The organism is Pseudomonas sp. FG29, from assembly GCF_057809355.1.
This window is the reverse complement of the sequence record NZ_JBMDJU010000011.1, coordinates 17589-33975: the sequence shown is the minus strand read 5'-3', so window position 1 is coordinate 33975 and position 16387 is coordinate 17589. Positions and strand designations below refer to the sequence as shown.

The 16387-nt window shown below is 64.1% G+C and carries 11 protein-coding genes; 6 read left to right on the top strand and 5 right to left on the bottom strand.

The window, feature by feature from the left end; genetic code table 11:
• Window positions 1–49 precede the first annotated feature (49 nt).
• On the top strand, window positions 50–910 hold the full coding sequence (locus ACODS1_RS13305) for an outer membrane protein OmpK (RefSeq protein WP_489086025.1): 861 nt from the start codon (window positions 50–52) through the stop codon (window positions 908–910).
• Window positions 911–966: 56 nt separating this feature from the next.
• On the opposite strand, the gene ACODS1_RS13300 is transcribed toward ACODS1_RS13305, so the two are convergent.
• The 5 genes from ACODS1_RS13300 to ACODS1_RS13280 all read right to left on the bottom strand — a co-directional run bounded on the left by ACODS1_RS13300 (window position 967) and on the right by ACODS1_RS13280 (window position 10198).
• On the bottom strand, window positions 967–5808 hold the full coding sequence (locus tag ACODS1_RS13300; RefSeq protein ID WP_489086024.1) for an NAD-glutamate dehydrogenase: 4842 nt from the start codon (window positions 5806–5808) through the stop codon (window positions 967–969).
• A gap of 320 nt (window positions 5809–6128) precedes the next feature.
• The gene (locus tag ACODS1_RS13295) at window positions 6129–7433 is read right to left on the bottom strand and encodes a TRAP transporter large permease (RefSeq protein WP_489086099.1); all 1305 of its coding nucleotides are present in this window, start codon (window positions 7431–7433) and stop codon (window positions 6129–6131) included.
• A 58-nt stretch (window positions 7434–7491) separates the two neighbouring features.
• Window positions 7492–7998 carry a TRAP transporter small permease gene (locus ACODS1_RS13290; protein ID WP_489086023.1) on the bottom strand — a complete coding sequence of 169 codons (507 nt, stop codon included), beginning with the start codon at window positions 7996–7998 and terminating at the stop codon, window positions 7492–7494.
• Between the two features lie 70 nt (window positions 7999–8068).
• On the bottom strand, window positions 8069–9046 hold the full coding sequence (locus ACODS1_RS13285) for a TRAP transporter substrate-binding protein (RefSeq protein ID WP_322978201.1): 978 nt from the start codon (window positions 9044–9046) through the stop codon (window positions 8069–8071).
• Window positions 9047–9253: 207 nt separating this feature from the next.
• Window positions 9254–10198, bottom strand: coding sequence for a LysR family transcriptional regulator (locus tag ACODS1_RS13280; RefSeq protein WP_489086022.1), 945 nt, complete (start codon window positions 10196–10198; stop codon window positions 9254–9256).
• A 271-nt stretch (window positions 10199–10469) separates the two neighbouring features.
• On the opposite strand from ACODS1_RS13280, the gene ACODS1_RS13275 reads away from it, so the two are divergent.
• The 5 genes from ACODS1_RS13275 (at window position 10470) to ACODS1_RS13255 (ending at window position 16320) form a co-directional block, all read left to right on the top strand.
• On the top strand, window positions 10470–11693 hold the full coding sequence (locus ACODS1_RS13275; RefSeq protein ID WP_489086021.1) for an OprD family porin: 1224 nt from the start codon (window positions 10470–10472) through the stop codon (window positions 11691–11693).
• 138 nt (window positions 11694–11831) lie between these two features.
• Window positions 11832–13715 (top strand): methyl-accepting chemotaxis protein, encoded by a 1884-nt coding sequence (locus ACODS1_RS13270; RefSeq protein ID WP_489086020.1) that lies wholly within the window; start codon window positions 11832–11834, stop codon window positions 13713–13715.
• A gap of 213 nt (window positions 13716–13928) precedes the next feature.
• Window positions 13929–14681: a 5-oxoprolinase subunit PxpA gene (locus tag ACODS1_RS13265; RefSeq protein ID WP_489086019.1), complete on the top strand. Its 753-nt coding sequence runs from the start codon at window positions 13929–13931 to the stop codon at window positions 14679–14681.
• Window positions 14678–15391 (top strand): 5-oxoprolinase subunit B family protein, encoded by a 714-nt coding sequence (locus ACODS1_RS13260; protein ID WP_489086018.1) that lies wholly within the window; start codon window positions 14678–14680, stop codon window positions 15389–15391. Before ACODS1_RS13265 ends, ACODS1_RS13260 begins: the two co-directional genes overlap by 4 nt.
• A complete protein-coding gene (locus ACODS1_RS13255) occupies window positions 15388–16320 on the top strand; it encodes a 5-oxoprolinase subunit C family protein (RefSeq protein WP_489086017.1) in 933 nt (310 codons plus the stop codon). The genes ACODS1_RS13260 and ACODS1_RS13255 overlap by 4 nt, the downstream gene beginning before the upstream one ends.
• The last annotated feature ends 67 nt before the right edge of the window (window positions 16321–16387 follow it).

The following is a 16387-nucleotide window of genomic DNA, read 5'->3' as shown; positions in this document are numbered from 1 at the left end:
AGTACCTGCCGGGAGGTGCCTGCCTGCACCTCGAAAACAAGGAAAACCCATGAAGCTCAAGCCTCTGCCCCGTGCGATCGGCCTCGCTGCCGCCCTGTGCCTGGCCCATACCGCACACGCCGGCGACCTGCTGCTCTGGCAGGACAACAGCCTTTCCTACCTCTATGGCGAAAACTTCCAGCGGATGAATTTCAACGCCGAGGAGCAACGAACCCAGACCACCTTCACCTTCGAGCACGCCAGCGGCTGGGCCTGGGGCGACCTCTTCTACTTCCTCGACTATGTACGAGCCGACAACCTGCAATCGCGCGGCAATTTCGACAACGGCAACTTCCGCCAGCACGAGAAGGACGCCTTCTACTACATGGAGTTTTCCCCCCGCCTGAGCCTCAGCTGGCTCAGCGGACGCCAACTCGCTGCCGGGCCGATCAAGGATGTCTTCGCCGCCTTCACCTACGAGAAAGGCACCGGCGGGCCTGGCCCGGAGAACTACCTCTACGGCCTCGGTCTGGACTGGGACATCCCCGGTTTCACCTACTTCAAGAGCAACCTCTATCGGGTGAAGATCAACAACCATGTGTTCTTCAATGAGCGTGATCGCAACGGCTACGCCACCCAACTCACCCTCACTGCTGCCTACCCGCTGAGCATCGGTCGCCAGGACTTCGTCATCGACGGCTTCGTCGATTGGCGCGCCCCCTCCCGCGAGGCCGGCACCCAGACTTCGCTGGGCTCGTCCATCCAGATCAAGTGGGACGCCGGCAAGGCGCTGTTCGGCGAAGGGCGGCGACTGTACGTCGGTACCGAGCTGAACCTGTGGCACAACAAGTACGGGGTTATTCCGGTGGATGGCTCCACCGACGGTTTCGACCAGACGGCCGTACAGGCACTGGTCAAATACCACTTCTGAAGGCTGAAACGACCGGGCCCCGCATGTGCGGGGCCCGGTGATTGCTTCAGATCAGGTCAGGCGCTTTGCGCCAGATCCATCAGCTCGCGGTTGGCCACGGCGTACATGGCGTAGTCGCTGCCGGTAGCGGCACGCAGCTCGGTGAGCATCGCCTTCCAGCGATCCACCAGGCGTTGATGCTGCTCCAGCCACAGCGCCAGGCGCGCCTCGATCTCCTGCGGGCCGTCGGCCATCTGCAACACCGACACGGTGATCGCGCGCTGCTGCCAGTCCAGGTCATCGCGGAAGGCTTCACGGGCCAGCGCCTGCCAGTTGCTCTCCACCGCCAGACCGGTGATCTGCTGCAGGTACCAGGACAGATCCAGCGCGCCCCCGACGGCGAAGTAGGCCGTGGCCACTTCGCTGGCATCCTTGCCGGTGACGTCGGCGGCTTCGATGATCGGCAGCAGCGTATACAGGTGGCTGGTGCCAGCGACCACGCGCGCCAGTTCTTCCGGCGCACCGGCCTCGACATAGCTCTGGTAGCGCGCCAGCCACTGTTCGCGGGCCGGACCTTCGAGCAGTTCGTCCAGGCGACCGACCAGCGCTTCGATGCGCGGTGCGAAATGCGCCACGTCACGCGCGGCGTCCAGCTCGTTGCGACGGCTGCGCAGGAACCAGCGGGTGGCGCGGCGGCCCAGGCGCATCAGCTCGTCCATCAGTTGCAGTTGCAGCTCGGCGGGTACCTTGTAGTCCAGCGCCTCGATCTGCGCCCACCAGTACGGCAGGCGGAACAGGTCACGCACGATCACGTAGGCACCGGCGACGTTGGCCGCGCTCATGCCGGTGGACTCCTTCAGGCGCTGCACGAAGGTGATGCCCATGTGGTTGACCAGATCGTTGGCGATCTGCGTGCTGACGATCTCGCGCTTGAGGCGGTGACGGCGCATGGCGTCGCCGAACTTCTCGGTGAGGATCGCCGGGAAGGCGGTTTCCATCTCGCGTGCCAGGTAGTCGTCATCCGGCACCTGGGATTTGAGCAAGGATTCCTTGAGGTCGATCTTGCTGTAGGAGATCAGCACCGACAGCTCCGGCCGGGTCAGGCCCTGGCCGCTGGAGACACGTTCGTTGAGCGCTTCGTCGGTCGGCAGAAACTCCAGGGCGCGGTCGAGTTTGCCAGCGCTTTCCAGGGCGTTCATCAGGCGCTTGTACTCGCCGATGCGCTCACGCGCGCGGCGCTCGGCCAGCGACAGCGCCTGAGTCTGCTTGTAGTTGTTGCCGAGCACCAGCTCGGACACGTCCTCGGTCATCTCGGCCAAGAGCTTGTTGCGCTGCTTCTCGGTCATGTCGCCAGCCGCAACGATTTCACCGAGCAGGATCTTGATGTTCACCTCGTGGTCGGAGCAGTCCACGCCGCCAGCGTTGTCGATGAAGTCGGTGTTGCTCGCGCCGCCACCCAGACCGAACTCGACGCGGCCGAGCTGGGTCATGCCCAGGTTGCCGCCCTCGCCCACCACCTTGGCGCGCAGTTCGCAACCATCCACGCGCAGGGCGTCATTGGCCTTGTCACCGACGTCGGCGTGGCTTTCCTTGCTCGACTTCACGTAGGTGCCGATGCCGCCGTTCCACAGCAGGTCGACCGGCGCCTTGAGCAGCGCATTGAGCAGCTCGGTGGGCGCCAGCTTGTCGGCGGCGATGTCGAAGCGCGCCTTCATCTGCGGGCTGATGGCGATGCTCTTGGCGCTGCGCAGGAAGATGCCGCCACCTTCGGAGATCAGCTTGCTGTCGTAATCGGCCCAGCTCGAACGCGGTAGCTCGAACAGGCGCTTGCGCTCGATGAAGCTCTTGGCCGCATCCGGGTTCGGGTCGATGAAGATATGCATATGGTTGAAGGCTGCGACCAGTTGCAGGCTCTCCGACAGCAGCAGGCCGTTGCCGAATACGTCGCCAGCCATGTCGCCGATGCCGATCACGGTGACGTTGTCCTTCTGCACATCAATGCCGCGCTCGCGGAAGTGGCGCTGCACGCTGACCCAGCCGCCCTTGGCGGTGATGCCCATGCCCTTGTGGTCGTAACCGGCCGAACCACCGGAGGCGAAGGCGTCACCGAGCCAGAAACCGTACTCGGCAGCGATGCCGTTGGCGATGTCGGAGAAGGTCGCGGTGCCCTTGTCCGCCGCCACCACCAGGTAGGGGTCGTCGGCATCGTGACGCACCACGCCCACCGGCGGCACCACCTCGCCTTCCTTGAGGTTGTCGGTGATGTCGAGCAGGCCGCTGATGAAGATGCGGTAGCAGGCGATGCCCTCGGCCATCACCTCGTCACGCGAGCCGCCCAGCGGCATCTTGCGCGGCACGAAGCCGCCCTTGGCGCCCATCGGCACAATCACCGCGTTCTTCACCTGCTGCGCCTTGACCAGACCAAGCACTTCGGTACGGAAGTCTTCTTCGCGATCCGACCAGCGCAGGCCGCCACGGGCGACGTCGCCGAAGCGCAGGTGCACGCCTTCGACACGCGGGCTGTAGACAAAGATTTCGAACTTCGGCACCGGACGCGGAATGTCCGGGATCAGCCGTGGGCTGAGCTTGAAGCTGAAGTAGCTCTTGCTCTGGCCGTTCTCGCCCGGCTGGAAGAAGTTGGTGCGCAGGGTCGCCTTGATCAGGTCGAGGTAGCGCCGCAGGATGCGGTCTTCGTTGAGCACCGCCACATCGTCGAGAGCGGCGAGAATCGCCTGCTCGAGCTTCTGCTGCTTGTCTTCCAGATCCTCGGCGGTGAGTTTGCGCGCCAGGTAGAAACGGGTGCGGAACAGACGCACTAGTTCCTTGGCGATATCGGCGTGGTTGACCAGGGTGGCGGCGATGTAGCTCAGCGAGAAGCCCAGGCGAATCTGCTTGAGGTAGCGCGCATAGGCACGCAGCAGCGCCACATCGCGCCAAGGCATGGCAGCGGTCAGCACCAGGCGGTTGAAGGCATCGTTCTCGGCATCACCACCGACGATATGGATGAAGGCGTCCTGCAGGGTGTCATTGAGCTGCTGGATGTCGACATCCAGGCCTTCGGCATAGGTGAAGGCGAAGTCGTGAATCCAGAACTCGCGGCCGTCGTTGCGGCGCAGCTTGTAGGGGAACTCGCCGAGCACGCGCAGGCCGAGGTTCTCCAGAATCGGCAGCACATCAGAGAGCGGCAGCGGCGTGTCGGCGTGGTACAGCTTGCAGTGCAACTGCTGCTCGTTCTGCGCCAGCGGCTGGTAGAAGCTCATCACCAGCGGCTTGTCCGCGCTCAGGCTGAGCAGGTGCTGCATGTCGACCACCGCCGAATGGGCGGCAAAACGCTCGCGATAGCCGGCCGGGAAACCTTCCGGGAACTCGGCCAGCACGTTGGTACCCTGGGCTTCGCCGAGGCTCTCGACCATCAGCCCGACGTAGTCGTCCTTCCACGAGCGGCAGGCCTGGATGACTTCCTTCTCCAGACGTAGCGGATCGATCTGCACCTTGTTCTTCGGGTCGACGCGCAGGATGAACTGCACCCGCGCCAGCACCGACTCGGAGAAGAATGTCCAGAACTCGCAATCGGTGGCCTGCAGGCGCTCCATCAGCACCTGCTGGATCTTCACCCGGGTTTCCGTGGAATACACGTCGCGCGGCACGTAGGCCAGGCAGTAGCAGAAGCGGCCATAGGGATCGCGGCGCAGGAACACGCGGATCTTGTTGCGCTCCTGGATCTGCACGATGGAGATGGCGGTGTTCAGCAGGTCGTCGACTGGCGTCTGGAACAGGTCATCGCGCGGCAGCACCTCCAGCACCTGCGCCAGCTCCTTGCCCAGGTGCGCGCTGCTCTCGAAGCCAGAGCGCTGCTTGATCACCTCGACCTTGCGGCGGATGTAGGGGATGTTCCACACGCTCTCGGCATACACCGCCGAGGTGTACAGGCCCATGAAGCGGCATTCCTTGATTACCTTGCCCTTGGCGTCCAGCTCGCGGATCGAAACGAAATCCGGGTAGGCCGGGCGGTGCACGCGGCTCGGCACGGCGGCCTTGGCGAACGACAGCAGTTGCGGTTCCCGCAGATAGGCTACGGCCTCCGGCTCGATCTGCAGCTCCTCGGCGCTGAGGCCGGCGCGCAGACGCTTGGACAGGCCCAGCAGCGACTTTTCGTCATACAGCAGATGACCACCGTCGGCGTTGTCGGCCACGGTGAATTCCTCGTAGCCGAGGAAGGTGAAGTGGTTGTCCAAGAGCCAGCCGAGGAACACCTTGATCTCGTCCAGCTCGACCTTGTCCACCTTGAGCTTGGCCCGATCCAGCCAGGCCAGCAGTTCACGGGCCTTGGCCTTCATCGGCTGGAAGTCGGTGACGGCCAGGCGTACGTCGCTGAACACCTCCTCGATGGCCTTCTCCAGCGTCTTCAGCTCGCTGGCACTGGAGCAGCGGTCGATTTCCAGGAACATCAGCGCTTCCTGCAGCACGCCCTCGCCCTGGGTACCCTTGGCCAGAATTTCTTGGAGGTCGCCGTTCTTGTCACGGCGCACGCTGAATACGCTGTTCTGCAGGGTGTGGATGCTGAAACCACGGCGATTCAGCTCCATGCGTACCGAGTCGACCAGAAACGGAATGTCACCGTGGAGGATTTCCACGGCGGTGTGGGTCGATTGCCAGCCGTGCTTCTCGTAATCCGGGTTGAACGCCCGCACCTGCGGCTTGGCCTGATGGAAACGCTCGAGCATGCGCCAGGCCGACAGGGTGCAGCCGACCAGGTCGGAGAGGCGCCGTTGGGTGAGTTCTTCGAGGGCGACGATGCCGAAGAATTGTTCGGCGAACGAGGTCACTTGTGGCAACGCCTGTTCGCTCACGTGCTGCGCCAGGGCCGCTTGCAGTTGGTGCTGGAAGTCGGCTTTGCTGGCCGCCGTAAAGAACGCCATGGTTATAGCTCCATTGGGCTGGTGGTTCGTCAGAAGGCGCCTGCAAGAAGATTGGTTTTTTACAGGCGGCTTGGGCAATCGCTGGTCTTGATCACGTCATCAACGCGTTAGTTCAACGTTAGCCCATTAAGCGACAATGACACCGGCTGGCTGCGGGAGAACCGTGGCGAAGACTGGCGACCGATCGGTCACGTATGGCGGGCCAGCTTAACGAGGGTTGCCATGCCGCCGCTTGCGGTGCTGCGACATTTTCTTTCACGGCTGCACCGATAAGGTGCAGCCGTCCGGTTGAAAGGCGAGATTCCCTCTGTCACGCCACCTCAGGCACCACGCATGGCCTGCGGCAGCGCCAGGACGATCTGCGGGAAAACGGTGATGAGGATCGCCGCCAGCACCAGCAGGAGAAAGAACGGGAAGCTGGCGCGCGCCACTGCGCCGAGGTTACGCCCGGTGAGGTTCTGGATGACGAACAGGTTGAAGCCCACCGGCGGGGTGATCTGCGCCATCTCCACCACCAGGATGACGAAGATGCCGAACCACAGCAGGTCGATCCCGGCGGCCTGCACCGCTGGCAGGATCACCGCGGTGGTCAGCAGGATGATCGAGATCCCGTCGAGGAAGCAGCCCAGGGCGATGAAGAACAGCGTCAGCGCCAGCAGCAGCACGTACGGCGACAGCTTCTGGGCGATGATCCAGTCGGCCAGTGCCGCCGGCAGCCCGGTGAAGCTCATGGCCGAGGTCAGGTAGGCCGCGCCGAGCAGGATGAAGAAGATCATGCACGAGGTGCACACCGCGCCCATCAGGCTGGCCATGAAGGTCTCACGGGTCAGGGCTCCCGAACACAGCGCGATCAGCAACGCACCGACCACGCCCACGGCAGCCGCTTCGGTGGCTGTGGCGATGCCGCCATAGATCGAACCGATCACCGCGACGATCAGCCCCAGCACTGGAATCAGCAGCTTGGCGCGGCGCAGCTTGTCCATGAACGGCAGACGCTCGCCCTCCTCCGGCAGCTTGCTGCGATTACAGGCAGCCCAGAGCATCAGGTAGCCACTGAAGATCGCCAACAGCAACAGGCCCGGCAGGATGCCGGCGATGAACAGACGCGAGATGGACACCTGCGCCGCCACGCCATAGACGATCATCATGATCGACGGCGGAATCAGCAGGCCGAGCGTGCCGGCACCGGCCAGCGAGCCCATGGCGATGGATTCGGGGTAGCCGCGCGATTTCAGCTCCGGCAGGGAGATGCGGCCGACGGTGGCTGCAGTGGCGGCAGAAGAGCCGCTGACGGCAGCGAACAGACCGCAACCGAATACGTTGACGTGCAACAGCCGCCCCGGCAGGCCACGCATCCAAGGCGCCAGACCGTTGAACATGTCTTCGGACAGGCGCGTGCGATAGAGGATCTCGCCCATCCAGATGAACAGCGGCAGCGCCGTCAACGTCCAACTGGCGCTGGAAGCCCAACTGGTGGACGCGAGAATCGAGCCGGCCGGCGCACCGCCAAACAGCTCCATGCCAATGATGCCGACGCCGAGCAGCGACAAGGCGACCCAGACGCCGCCGCCAAGCAGCATGAATAGCGCCAGCAGCAGGGTTACGGTAATGAGGGTGTAGTCCACGGGTTCACTCACGAATGCAGTGCGGCGCTGGCCGCATTTAAGGGTCGAGCCCGCAGGCTCACTCGCTCATCGCCGTGCCGGCTTCGGCGGCTTCGAAGGGTTTGCCCAGACAGGTCAACACCAGGCGCTCAGCCATCGCCACCACCAGAATCAGGGTGCCGAGCAGCATCGGCAGTTGCGGCAACCACATGGGAATCGGCAACAGGCCGGACGACACTTCCTTGAATTCGTAGGATTCCAGCACGAACGACGCGCAATACCAGGCCATGTATGCCGCGATACCCAGGCCAACCAGCGTGGCCAGCACATCGGCCACGCGCCGACCACCAGCGGGCAGCAGTCGCAGCAGCAGTTCCACACGAATATGCACGCCGCGCTGCAGCGCATAGGGCAAGGCGAGAAAACCCGACGCCGCCATCGCATAAGCGGCGAACTCATCGGCAGCAGGCACCATGGTGCCCAACTGACGAGCGACGATCTGCGCCACGACGAGCAGACAGATCAGGATGAGAAACAGGCCGGACAGCCATCCGGACAAGGTGTAGAGCTTGTGCAGTGGGGTCATGAACTACGGGCTCCCTGGGCAAGCCTTGAAGAATAGCCCGCGGTCGCTGGGGCGACGGCGGGCAACCGGATTAGCGCTGGTAGGCGTCGAGGATCGCCTGGCCATCGGCGCCGGCGCGCTTGAGCCACTCCTCGGTCATGGTCTGACCGATCTGCTCGAAGCCGGTTTCCACCGCCGCCGGTGCCTGCTCGGACACCTGCATGCCGTTATCGGCCAGGGTCTTGACCAGCTCACCGGTCTTCTCCTGGGCAATCGCCCAGCCACGCTCCTCGGCACGCTTGGCCGCCTCCAGCACGGCGGTCTGGGTCGCCTGTGGCAGGCGGGCGAAGGCTCGGGCGTTGACGATGACGAAGTTCTTCGGAATGAAGGCCTTGACGTCGTAGTAATAGGAAGAGAAGTCCCAGGCCTGGGAATCCACGCCCGTGGTCGGCGAGGTGAGCATGCCGTTGATCATGCCGGTGCTGAAGGCCTGGGCGATCTCGCCGGTCTGGATCACCGTCGGCACCGCGCCCATCAGTTCAGTCATGCGCGAGGTGGCCGGGTTGTAGGCACGGAATTTCATGCCCTTGAAATCGTCCATGCTGGTCACCGGCGTCTTGGTGAAGATGCTCTGCGGCGACCAGGGCATGGCGTACAGCAACTTGATGCCCTGCTTGGCCAGACGCTCCTCCACGGCTGGACGGCTGGCGGCCCACAGGGCCTGAGCCTGCTCGTAGTTGCGTACCAGGAACGGCACGCTGTCGATCTCGAAGATCGGGTCCTCGTTGCCCAGCACCGACATCAGCACGTCACCCACCTGCACCTGGCCAGTCTGCACCGCACGCTTGACCTCAGGACGTTTGAACAGCACCGAGTTGGCGTGCACACGGATCTGCAACTCGCCGTTGCTGGACTTTTCCACGTCCTGGGCGAACTCCTTGGCCACGGTGGTGATGAAGTTGCCGTCGGGGTTCTCGGCGGTCATGTTCCAGCGTTCGCCGGCCTGGACGCCGAAGCCCAGGGCACAAGCCAAAGCGGTCATGGCGAAACGCGTTGCGATGCTGTTCATGGTGCTCTCCTGTTCATTGTTCTGAGTGCGCCGCAGAGCGCGGCTGGAAGACGATTTCGAGTCTCAGCGCATCGCCCTACCCTGTCCAACTAGAAAAACCGGCAGCGCATGATCGGAATTCGTTATGAGAGCAAAGGGGGCATTCGCCCGGGCCACGCACCAACAGCGAGCATCCGTCGCATGGCCCGCCCTGGCTGAGCGTCAGGTTCAGGCGCTCTTTTGTTCCGAGGCGGGGGCGACCCGCACTATGCAGGTTTCACCCATTTCCTCGGCGTAGGCATCCAGTGCCTCACTGGCCAGGGCGATGATGTCTTCGCTCAGCTCCAGGCCGACGCCGGTACGCCAGGTCGCCACCACGGGCAGCGGCGGCGGCTCGGGCACCTCATCGAGGATGGTCAGCAGCCCCTGCTTGAGTTCGTCCCGCACCAGCGCCGGCGGCAACGCGCCGATGCCGAAGCCGTCACGGATCAGCCGCGTCATCGCGGCGATGGAGTTGACGCAGTTGATGCGCGGCGCGCTGACGCTGCCGGCATGCAGCAGGTTGAGGATGTCCTGATGCGGCCGTGAATTCTTCGAGAAGGTGATGATGCGCTCCTTCGCCAGTTCGTCCATCGAGGCATAACCACGGTGGTAGAGCGAGCCGGTCGGCACGATCCAGCGCACCGGAAAGGCAGCCAGTTCCAGGTTGCGCACGCTGTCGCCATTAACCATGTCAGTCTGGAAGACGATGTCCAGATAGCCCTTGAGCAACTGCTCGTTGAGGTTGCGCGCGGTATCGGCGGTCAGCTCGATCTCCACCGCCGGGTAGCGTTCCATCACCCGTGTTACGAACGGACTCAGCCAGGTGTGAATGACGGTATCCATCGCCCCGACACGAATGCGCCCCTGGATATTGCCGGTGTCGCTGATCGACTGCTTCAGCGCCTGCATGGTGTCGATCATGCGTTCGGCGTATTCGAGCACCTTCTGTCCTTCCGGCGTCAGGGAAACCCCCTTCGAATCACGCAGGAAGAGGCGCGTGCCCAACTCGTCCTCGAGCGCCGCGATACGGCTGGAGATGGAGGCCTGGGTGCTGAACAGCTTTTCCGCCGTGAGGCGAAAACTCTTCAGCCGCGCCACCCAAACGAAAGTCTCGAGAAATCTCAGGTTCATGCCACAACGCCTCTCTACCGTGTCGTCATCAAGACCCGTCCACCGGGCCTCATGCAGCCCCGGGCGTAGCAGGTTGCATGCCAGGCATTTTTTCTTCTGCCGATGAATTTTCTTATCGCCAGCCCCCGGTTTTTCTCGTTGGACGCCAGCGAACTCGGCTTTGAAGAATGGCGCCGCGCTCTGCGCAGACCACAACAACATCATTCCAAAAACGCGCTCTGCCAAGCAGCCATCCTCGCCGCTGCGCGCTCCCGACAGGAGACATTGCATCATGAAACCCCATTTCCCCCTGGCATCCGCCCTGCTGCTCGGCAGCGGCCTGCCGGCCCTGGCCCAGGCCGATTTCATCGCAGACAGCAAGGCCAACCTGGAAATGCGCAACTTCTATTTCAACCGCGATTTCCGCCAGAGCGGCGCGCGCGACAAGGCCGAAGAATGGGCGCAGGGCTTCCTGCTGCGCATGGAATCCGGTTACACCGAGGGCACCGTCGGTTTCGGTGTCGATGCGCTGGGCATGCTCGGCCTCAAGCTCGACTCAGGCGACGGCACCGCCGGCAGCGGTCTGCTGCCAGCCGATCGTTCCGGCGGCTCGCAGGACGAATATTCCAAGCTGGCACTGACCGGCAAGGTGAAGGTCTCCAACAGCACGCTGAAGGTCGGCGCCCTGAGTTTTCGCAGCCCGATCGTTTCAGCCAATGACTCGCGCCTGCTGCCGCAGACCTTCCAGGGCGCGCTACTCAACGTGCAGGAGGTCGACAACCTGACCCTGCAAGGCGGCAAGATCAATCGCATCAAGGCCAACAACTCCAGCGACTACACCGAGATGAGCGGCAACCGCATCGGCGGCAGCAGCGACTCGTTCACCTTCGGCGGCGGCGAATACAAACTCACCCCGCAGCTCACCGCCGGCCTGCATTACGGTGAGCTGGAGAACATCTACCAGCAGTACTACGGCACGCTGCTGCATGTGCTGCCGCTGGGTGATGGCCAGTCGTTCAAGAGCGACCTGCGCTACTCGCAAAGCCGTGAGGACGGCAATTTCCGCGACCTCGACAACAAGGCCTTCGGCGCCATGTTTACCTACAGCCTGGGCGGCCATGCCTTGGGCGCCGGCTACCAGCGCATGAGCGGCGACGATCCCTTCCCATACATCGCCAGCAGCGACCCGTTCCTGGTCAACTTCGTCCAGATCAACGACTTCGCCAACACCCAGGAACGTTCCTGGCAAGTACGCTACGACTACAACTTTGCCAGCCTTGGCATTCCCGGTCTGACCTTCATGACCCGCTACATTGCCGGCGACAACGTCGAGATGGCCGGGCGCAGCGATGAAGGCAAGGAATGGGAGCGCAACATGGACATCGCTTACGTGATCCAGGAAGGCCCGCTGAAAAACCTCGGGCTGAAATGGCGCAACGCCACCGTTCGCTCCAACTTCGGCAATGATCTCGACGAAAACCGCCTGATTCTCAGCTATAGCCTGCCGCTCTGGTAAGCGGCTACACGACAACGGGGCCTTCACGGCCCCGTTTGCGTTTCTCGAACGACAAGATGGCCATAGACTTTTAATCAAGTTGTATGACAACTTGCCGATTCCTGAGAATCATCCTTCAGAAGATGGCGAGGCGTTAACGTGAACCTTCAACTGTCCTGGCAACACAAATTCCGCGCCCTCATCGCGCTCACCCTGATCAGCCTGGCGCTGATGGCTGCGGCCTCGCTGTGGGCCAGTCATAGCGTCAGCACTGCGCTGCAGGCGCGAGAAAGCGCCGCTGGCTATGCCAGTACGAGTACCCAGCTGATGAATCACTGGTGGCGACAGAACACCCTGCGCCAGGGCCTGAGCCCGGATCGACTCGACAGCTACAAGGCCGGCCTGGACGAACTGGAAAATCTTGTCGGACAACTGCTGACACAGGCACGCACCCTGGATGATGCCAGCACCGTGCAACATGCCGAGCGCATCCAGAGCGTGCTGCTCGAGGAAATCGCCCAGCAGCGCCAATGGCTGGTGCTGAATCAGGCCCTCGGCCTCACGCCCTTCGAAGGCCAGCGCAAGAACCTCAGCGAAAAGAGCAAGGCGCTGGAAGCCATCAGTTTCGACCTGATCAAGCCCTTCATCAGCGCGGCCCTGAGTGGCCAGCGTGACTACCTGTCATCCTTCGATGCCGGCTTCGCCCAGATCACCCAGGCCGCCATCGTCAAGCTGCAGGCGCAGATCGCCGACCTCGAGTGGCAGGACACGCCGATCGGCAAGAACGTCAGCGGCTTCGCCCAGGCATTTGCCGACGCGCATGCCAGCATCGAGCAGATCAGCGCCGTGAACCAGCGCCTGAACCAGCTCGGCGAACAACTGCAGGCCAGCGTCGAAGCCCAGGCGCAGGCGCTGCAGAACGGCCTGCTGCTGCGCCGCAGCCAGGAGGCGCAGCAGGCGCAGGAGTCGGCACGCTACGCCATGGGGCTGAGCTTCCTGGCCGTCGCCGCCCTGCTCTCGCTGACCTTGCTGCAGGCCTCGCGCACGCTGGTCACGCGCCTGCGCAATGTCACCCAGTTGCTCAGCCGCGTGGCGTCTGGCGATCTGTCCGGCAGATTGCCGGTGGGCAACAACCCGCGCGACGAATTCAACCAGCTCGCCGACGCGGCCAACCGGATGATCCAGGGCATCGGAGACATCGTCACCCAGGTGCTGCACGCCAACGATGAGCTGAACCGCCTGCATCATCATCTCGGCGACGCCATGCGCCAGTTGGGCGACAACAGCCTGCAAGTAGAGATGCAGACAGAACAGGCCGCCTCGGCCTCGCACCAGATCAGCGCCACCCTCAACGACATGGCACAACGCACCGCCGAAGTCGGTACCGCCACCACCAGTGCCTACGATGCTGCACGTGATGGCGGCCAGGTGATCGCCGCCAGCGTCGCCAGCATGAGCCGCCTGGCGCAACTGATCCAGGCCACCCACAGCCAGGTCGATGCGCTCGGCCAGAGCAGTGCGCGGGTCAACGGTATCGTCGACGTGATCAACAGCCTGGCCGACCAGACCAACCTGCTCGCCCTCAACGCGGCCATCGAAGCGGCACGCGCCGGCGAGGCCGGGCGCGGCTTCTCGGTGGTGGCCGACGAGGTGCGCTCGCTGGCACAGAAGACCGTCGCCGCCACCACCGACATCAGCGCCATCGTCGGTGAATTCCAGCAGCAGACGCGGCAGATGCATGAGCTGATGAACAACGGCATCGGCCTGGCCGCCGAAGGTGAGCGCCATTCCGCGCAGGTCGCCAGCGCCATCGAGTCGATCACCACGGCCATGGAGCGCCTCACCGGCGAGATGAACCAGGTGGTGGTCGCCATCGAAGAGGTGTCCACCACCACCGAGGACATCGCCGACAAGATGGAAACCATCAACCTGCACACCGGCCAGAGCAAGGATCTGCGCCATGCCCTGGGCGATCACACCGAGGGGTTGTCCTCGCAGGTCGATGCCCTGGGGCGCAGCGCCAGCCAGTTCCGCCTGGCCTGAGTCCGCACCTGCCAGACCTGTATCACACCGCTTCGGCAGGCCTCGTCGAGTGCCTGCCCGAGACCATCAGCCTTTCCTATCTCTGGCGACTGCATTAATTAGTTGGACGCTCACCCTTGCCGCCGGAACAATGCGTGACAGCCTCTCGCGATGCCCGGCCAGGGCATGGCGGAGCGACATAACCTGCATGCACGCCATGAATAGGATGGTCACGTGAACAGCCTGCTTCTGAACTGCGACATCGGCGAAAGCTTCGGCGCCTGGACCATGGGCCTGGACGCCGAGGTCATGCCCTTCATCGACTGCGCCAACATCGCCTGCGGTTTCCATGCCTCGGACCCCAGCGTGATGCGCAAGACCGTAGCCCTGGCCGTGCAACACGGCGTACGCATCGGCGCGCACACCGCCTACCAGGATCTGGTCGGCTTCGGCCGTCGCTCGATGGACTGCACGCCGCAGGAAGTCGAAGACCTGATGCTCTACCAGATCGGCGCCCTCGAAGGCCTCTGCCGCAGCCAAGGTGCTCGCGTCAGCTACGTCAAACCGCATGGTGCGCTGTACCAGGACATGATGCGCAAACCCGCCACCCTGCGCGCGGTGATGAGCGCCGTGGCCAAGTACGACCGCCAGTTGCCACTGATGCTGATGAGCACCCGCGACAACAGCGTGGCCCAGGCATTGGGCGACGAGTTCGGCCTGACCCTGTGGTTCGAGGCCTTCGCCGACCGCGCCTATGACGCCGCCGGCTACCTGGTCAGCCGCAGCCAGCCTGGCGCGGTGCACCATGACAGCGAGGTGATCGTCGCCCAGGCCGTCACCCTGGCCCGCGGCGAAGCCCTGCAGGCCAGCGACGGCAGCGCCCTGCACCTGGCGGCGCAGACCCTCTGCGTGCATGGCGACAACGCCAGCTCGGTGGCGGCGGTCAAGCGTATCCGTGAAGCCTTCGACGCTTTGGCACGCGTATGAATGCGCCCCGCGTGCGACTGGAAGTCGCCGGCATCGACAGCCTAATCCTGCGCCTGTTCGAGCACATCGACGAAGCCAACATGCCCTGGATGCAGGCCGCCCGCCTGCGTCTGCAAGCCGCATTCGGTGACGCCCTGCTCGACCTGGTGCCTTCCTACACCACCCTGCTGCTGCACTACGACCTGAACCAACTCGACAGCGCTCAGGCGCGCGCCAAGATCGCCGAGGCACTCGCTGACCTGCAGCCTGCCGATACGCAAGGCGGGCGCGAACACTTGCTGCCGACCTGGTACGACCGCAGCGTCGGCCCGGAACTACCCCTGCTGGCTCGCCGCAGCGGGCTCAGCGAAGCCGAGGTGATCGCTCGCCACAGCGGCCATGCCTACCAGGTGTTCGCCCTGGGTTTCGCCCCCGGTTTCGCCTTCATGGGTCTGGTCGAGGAGATTCTCGCCACGCCGCGTCTGAGCACTCCACGTAAGCGCATCGCGCCCGGCAGCGTCGGCATCGCCGAACGTCAGACCGCCGCCTACCCGGTGGTCTCGCCGGGCGGCTGGAACCTGCTCGGGCGCACGCCGGCGCGGTTGTTCGGCAGCGACCTCGACGGCTACAGCCTGCTGCAGCCTGGCGACCGCGTGCGCTTCGTGCCCATCGAGCGCGCCGAGTTCCTGCGTCTGGGCGGTGACGACAGCCCGCTGGAGGTCAGCCAATGACTGCTGCCCAACCCTCACTGCGTGTGCTGCGCAGCAGCCCCTTCGTGCAATTGCAGGACGGCGGGCGCTTCGGCGTGCGTCACCTCGGCGTGACCCAGAGCGGCGCGCTGGACTGGATCGCCCACCGCTGGGCCAACTGGCTGCTGGGTAATCCACTCACCGTCGCCGTGGTGGAGATCACCCTCGGCAACGTCGAATTCGAATGCACGGGCGACACCACCCTGGCCCTGGCCGGCGCCGACCTCGGCGCCCACCTGGATGACCAGCCGCTGACGCCCTGGCGGCATTTTGCGGTGCGCGCCGGGCAGCGTCTGAGCTTCGCCCAGCCACGTCAGGGTGCACGGGCCTACCTGGCTGCGCCCGGCGGCTTTCAGGCGCCGCAGGTGCTCGGCAGTTGCGCCAGCATGCTGCGCGAGGGGCTGGGTGGATTGCATGGCGATGGCCAGGCGCTGCAGGCCGACGATCTGCTGGGCTGGCAGGCAACCGCGCCGACGTGTCTGCGCGAGATGCCCACGGCGCATATTCCATCATTCGAGCCATCGCCACGCCTGCAACTGGTGATGGGCGCGCAGATCGGCGACTTCAGTGGGCAGAGCCTGTTCGATGCATTCAACAGCCCATGGCTGATCGACCCGCGCGCCGACCGCATGGGCGTGCGCCTCGATGGCCCGCCACTGCAGTGCCAACGCGGCTCGATGATCTCCGAAGGCATACCGCTGGGCGCGGTGCAGGTACCGCCCGATGGTCAGCCGATCATCCTGCTCAATGATCGCCAGACCATCGGTGGCTACCCGCGTCTTGGCGCGCTGACGCCACAGGCCGTGGCCCGCCTGGCGCAATGCCTGCCCGGGCAGACGCTGTACCTGGCGCCCGTCACCCAGGAGCGCGCGCAGCAGCAGCATCGCCAGTTGCTGACGCAGTGGCAGTAACCGCTGCCGTCACGGCTAAAGCCTCTCCCACTCAGGGCATCACTGTGGGAGGGGCTTCAGCCGCGAC

Coding starts and splice junctions, on each gene's coding strand:
- ACODS1_RS13305 (WP_489086025.1), top strand. CDS start 50: ATGAAGCTCAAGCCTCTGCCCCGTGCGATCGGCCTCGCTGCCGCCCTG.
- ACODS1_RS13300 (WP_489086024.1), bottom strand. CDS start 5,808: ATGGCGTTCTTTACGGCGGCCAGCAAAGCCGACTTCCAGCACCAACTG.
- ACODS1_RS13290 (WP_489086023.1), bottom strand. CDS start 7,998: ATGACCCCACTGCACAAGCTCTACACCTTGTCCGGATGGCTGTCCGGC.
- ACODS1_RS13285 (WP_322978201.1), bottom strand. CDS start 9,046: ATGAACAGCATCGCAACGCGTTTCGCCATGACCGCTTTGGCTTGTGCC.
- ACODS1_RS13280 (WP_489086022.1), bottom strand. CDS start 10,198: ATGAACCTGAGATTTCTCGAGACTTTCGTTTGGGTGGCGCGGCTGAAG.
- ACODS1_RS13275 (WP_489086021.1), top strand. CDS start 10,470: ATGAAACCCCATTTCCCCCTGGCATCCGCCCTGCTGCTCGGCAGCGGC.
- ACODS1_RS13260 (WP_489086018.1), top strand. CDS start 14,678: ATGAATGCGCCCCGCGTGCGACTGGAAGTCGCCGGCATCGACAGCCTA.
- ACODS1_RS13255 (WP_489086017.1), top strand. CDS start 15,388: ATGACTGCTGCCCAACCCTCACTGCGTGTGCTGCGCAGCAGCCCCTTC.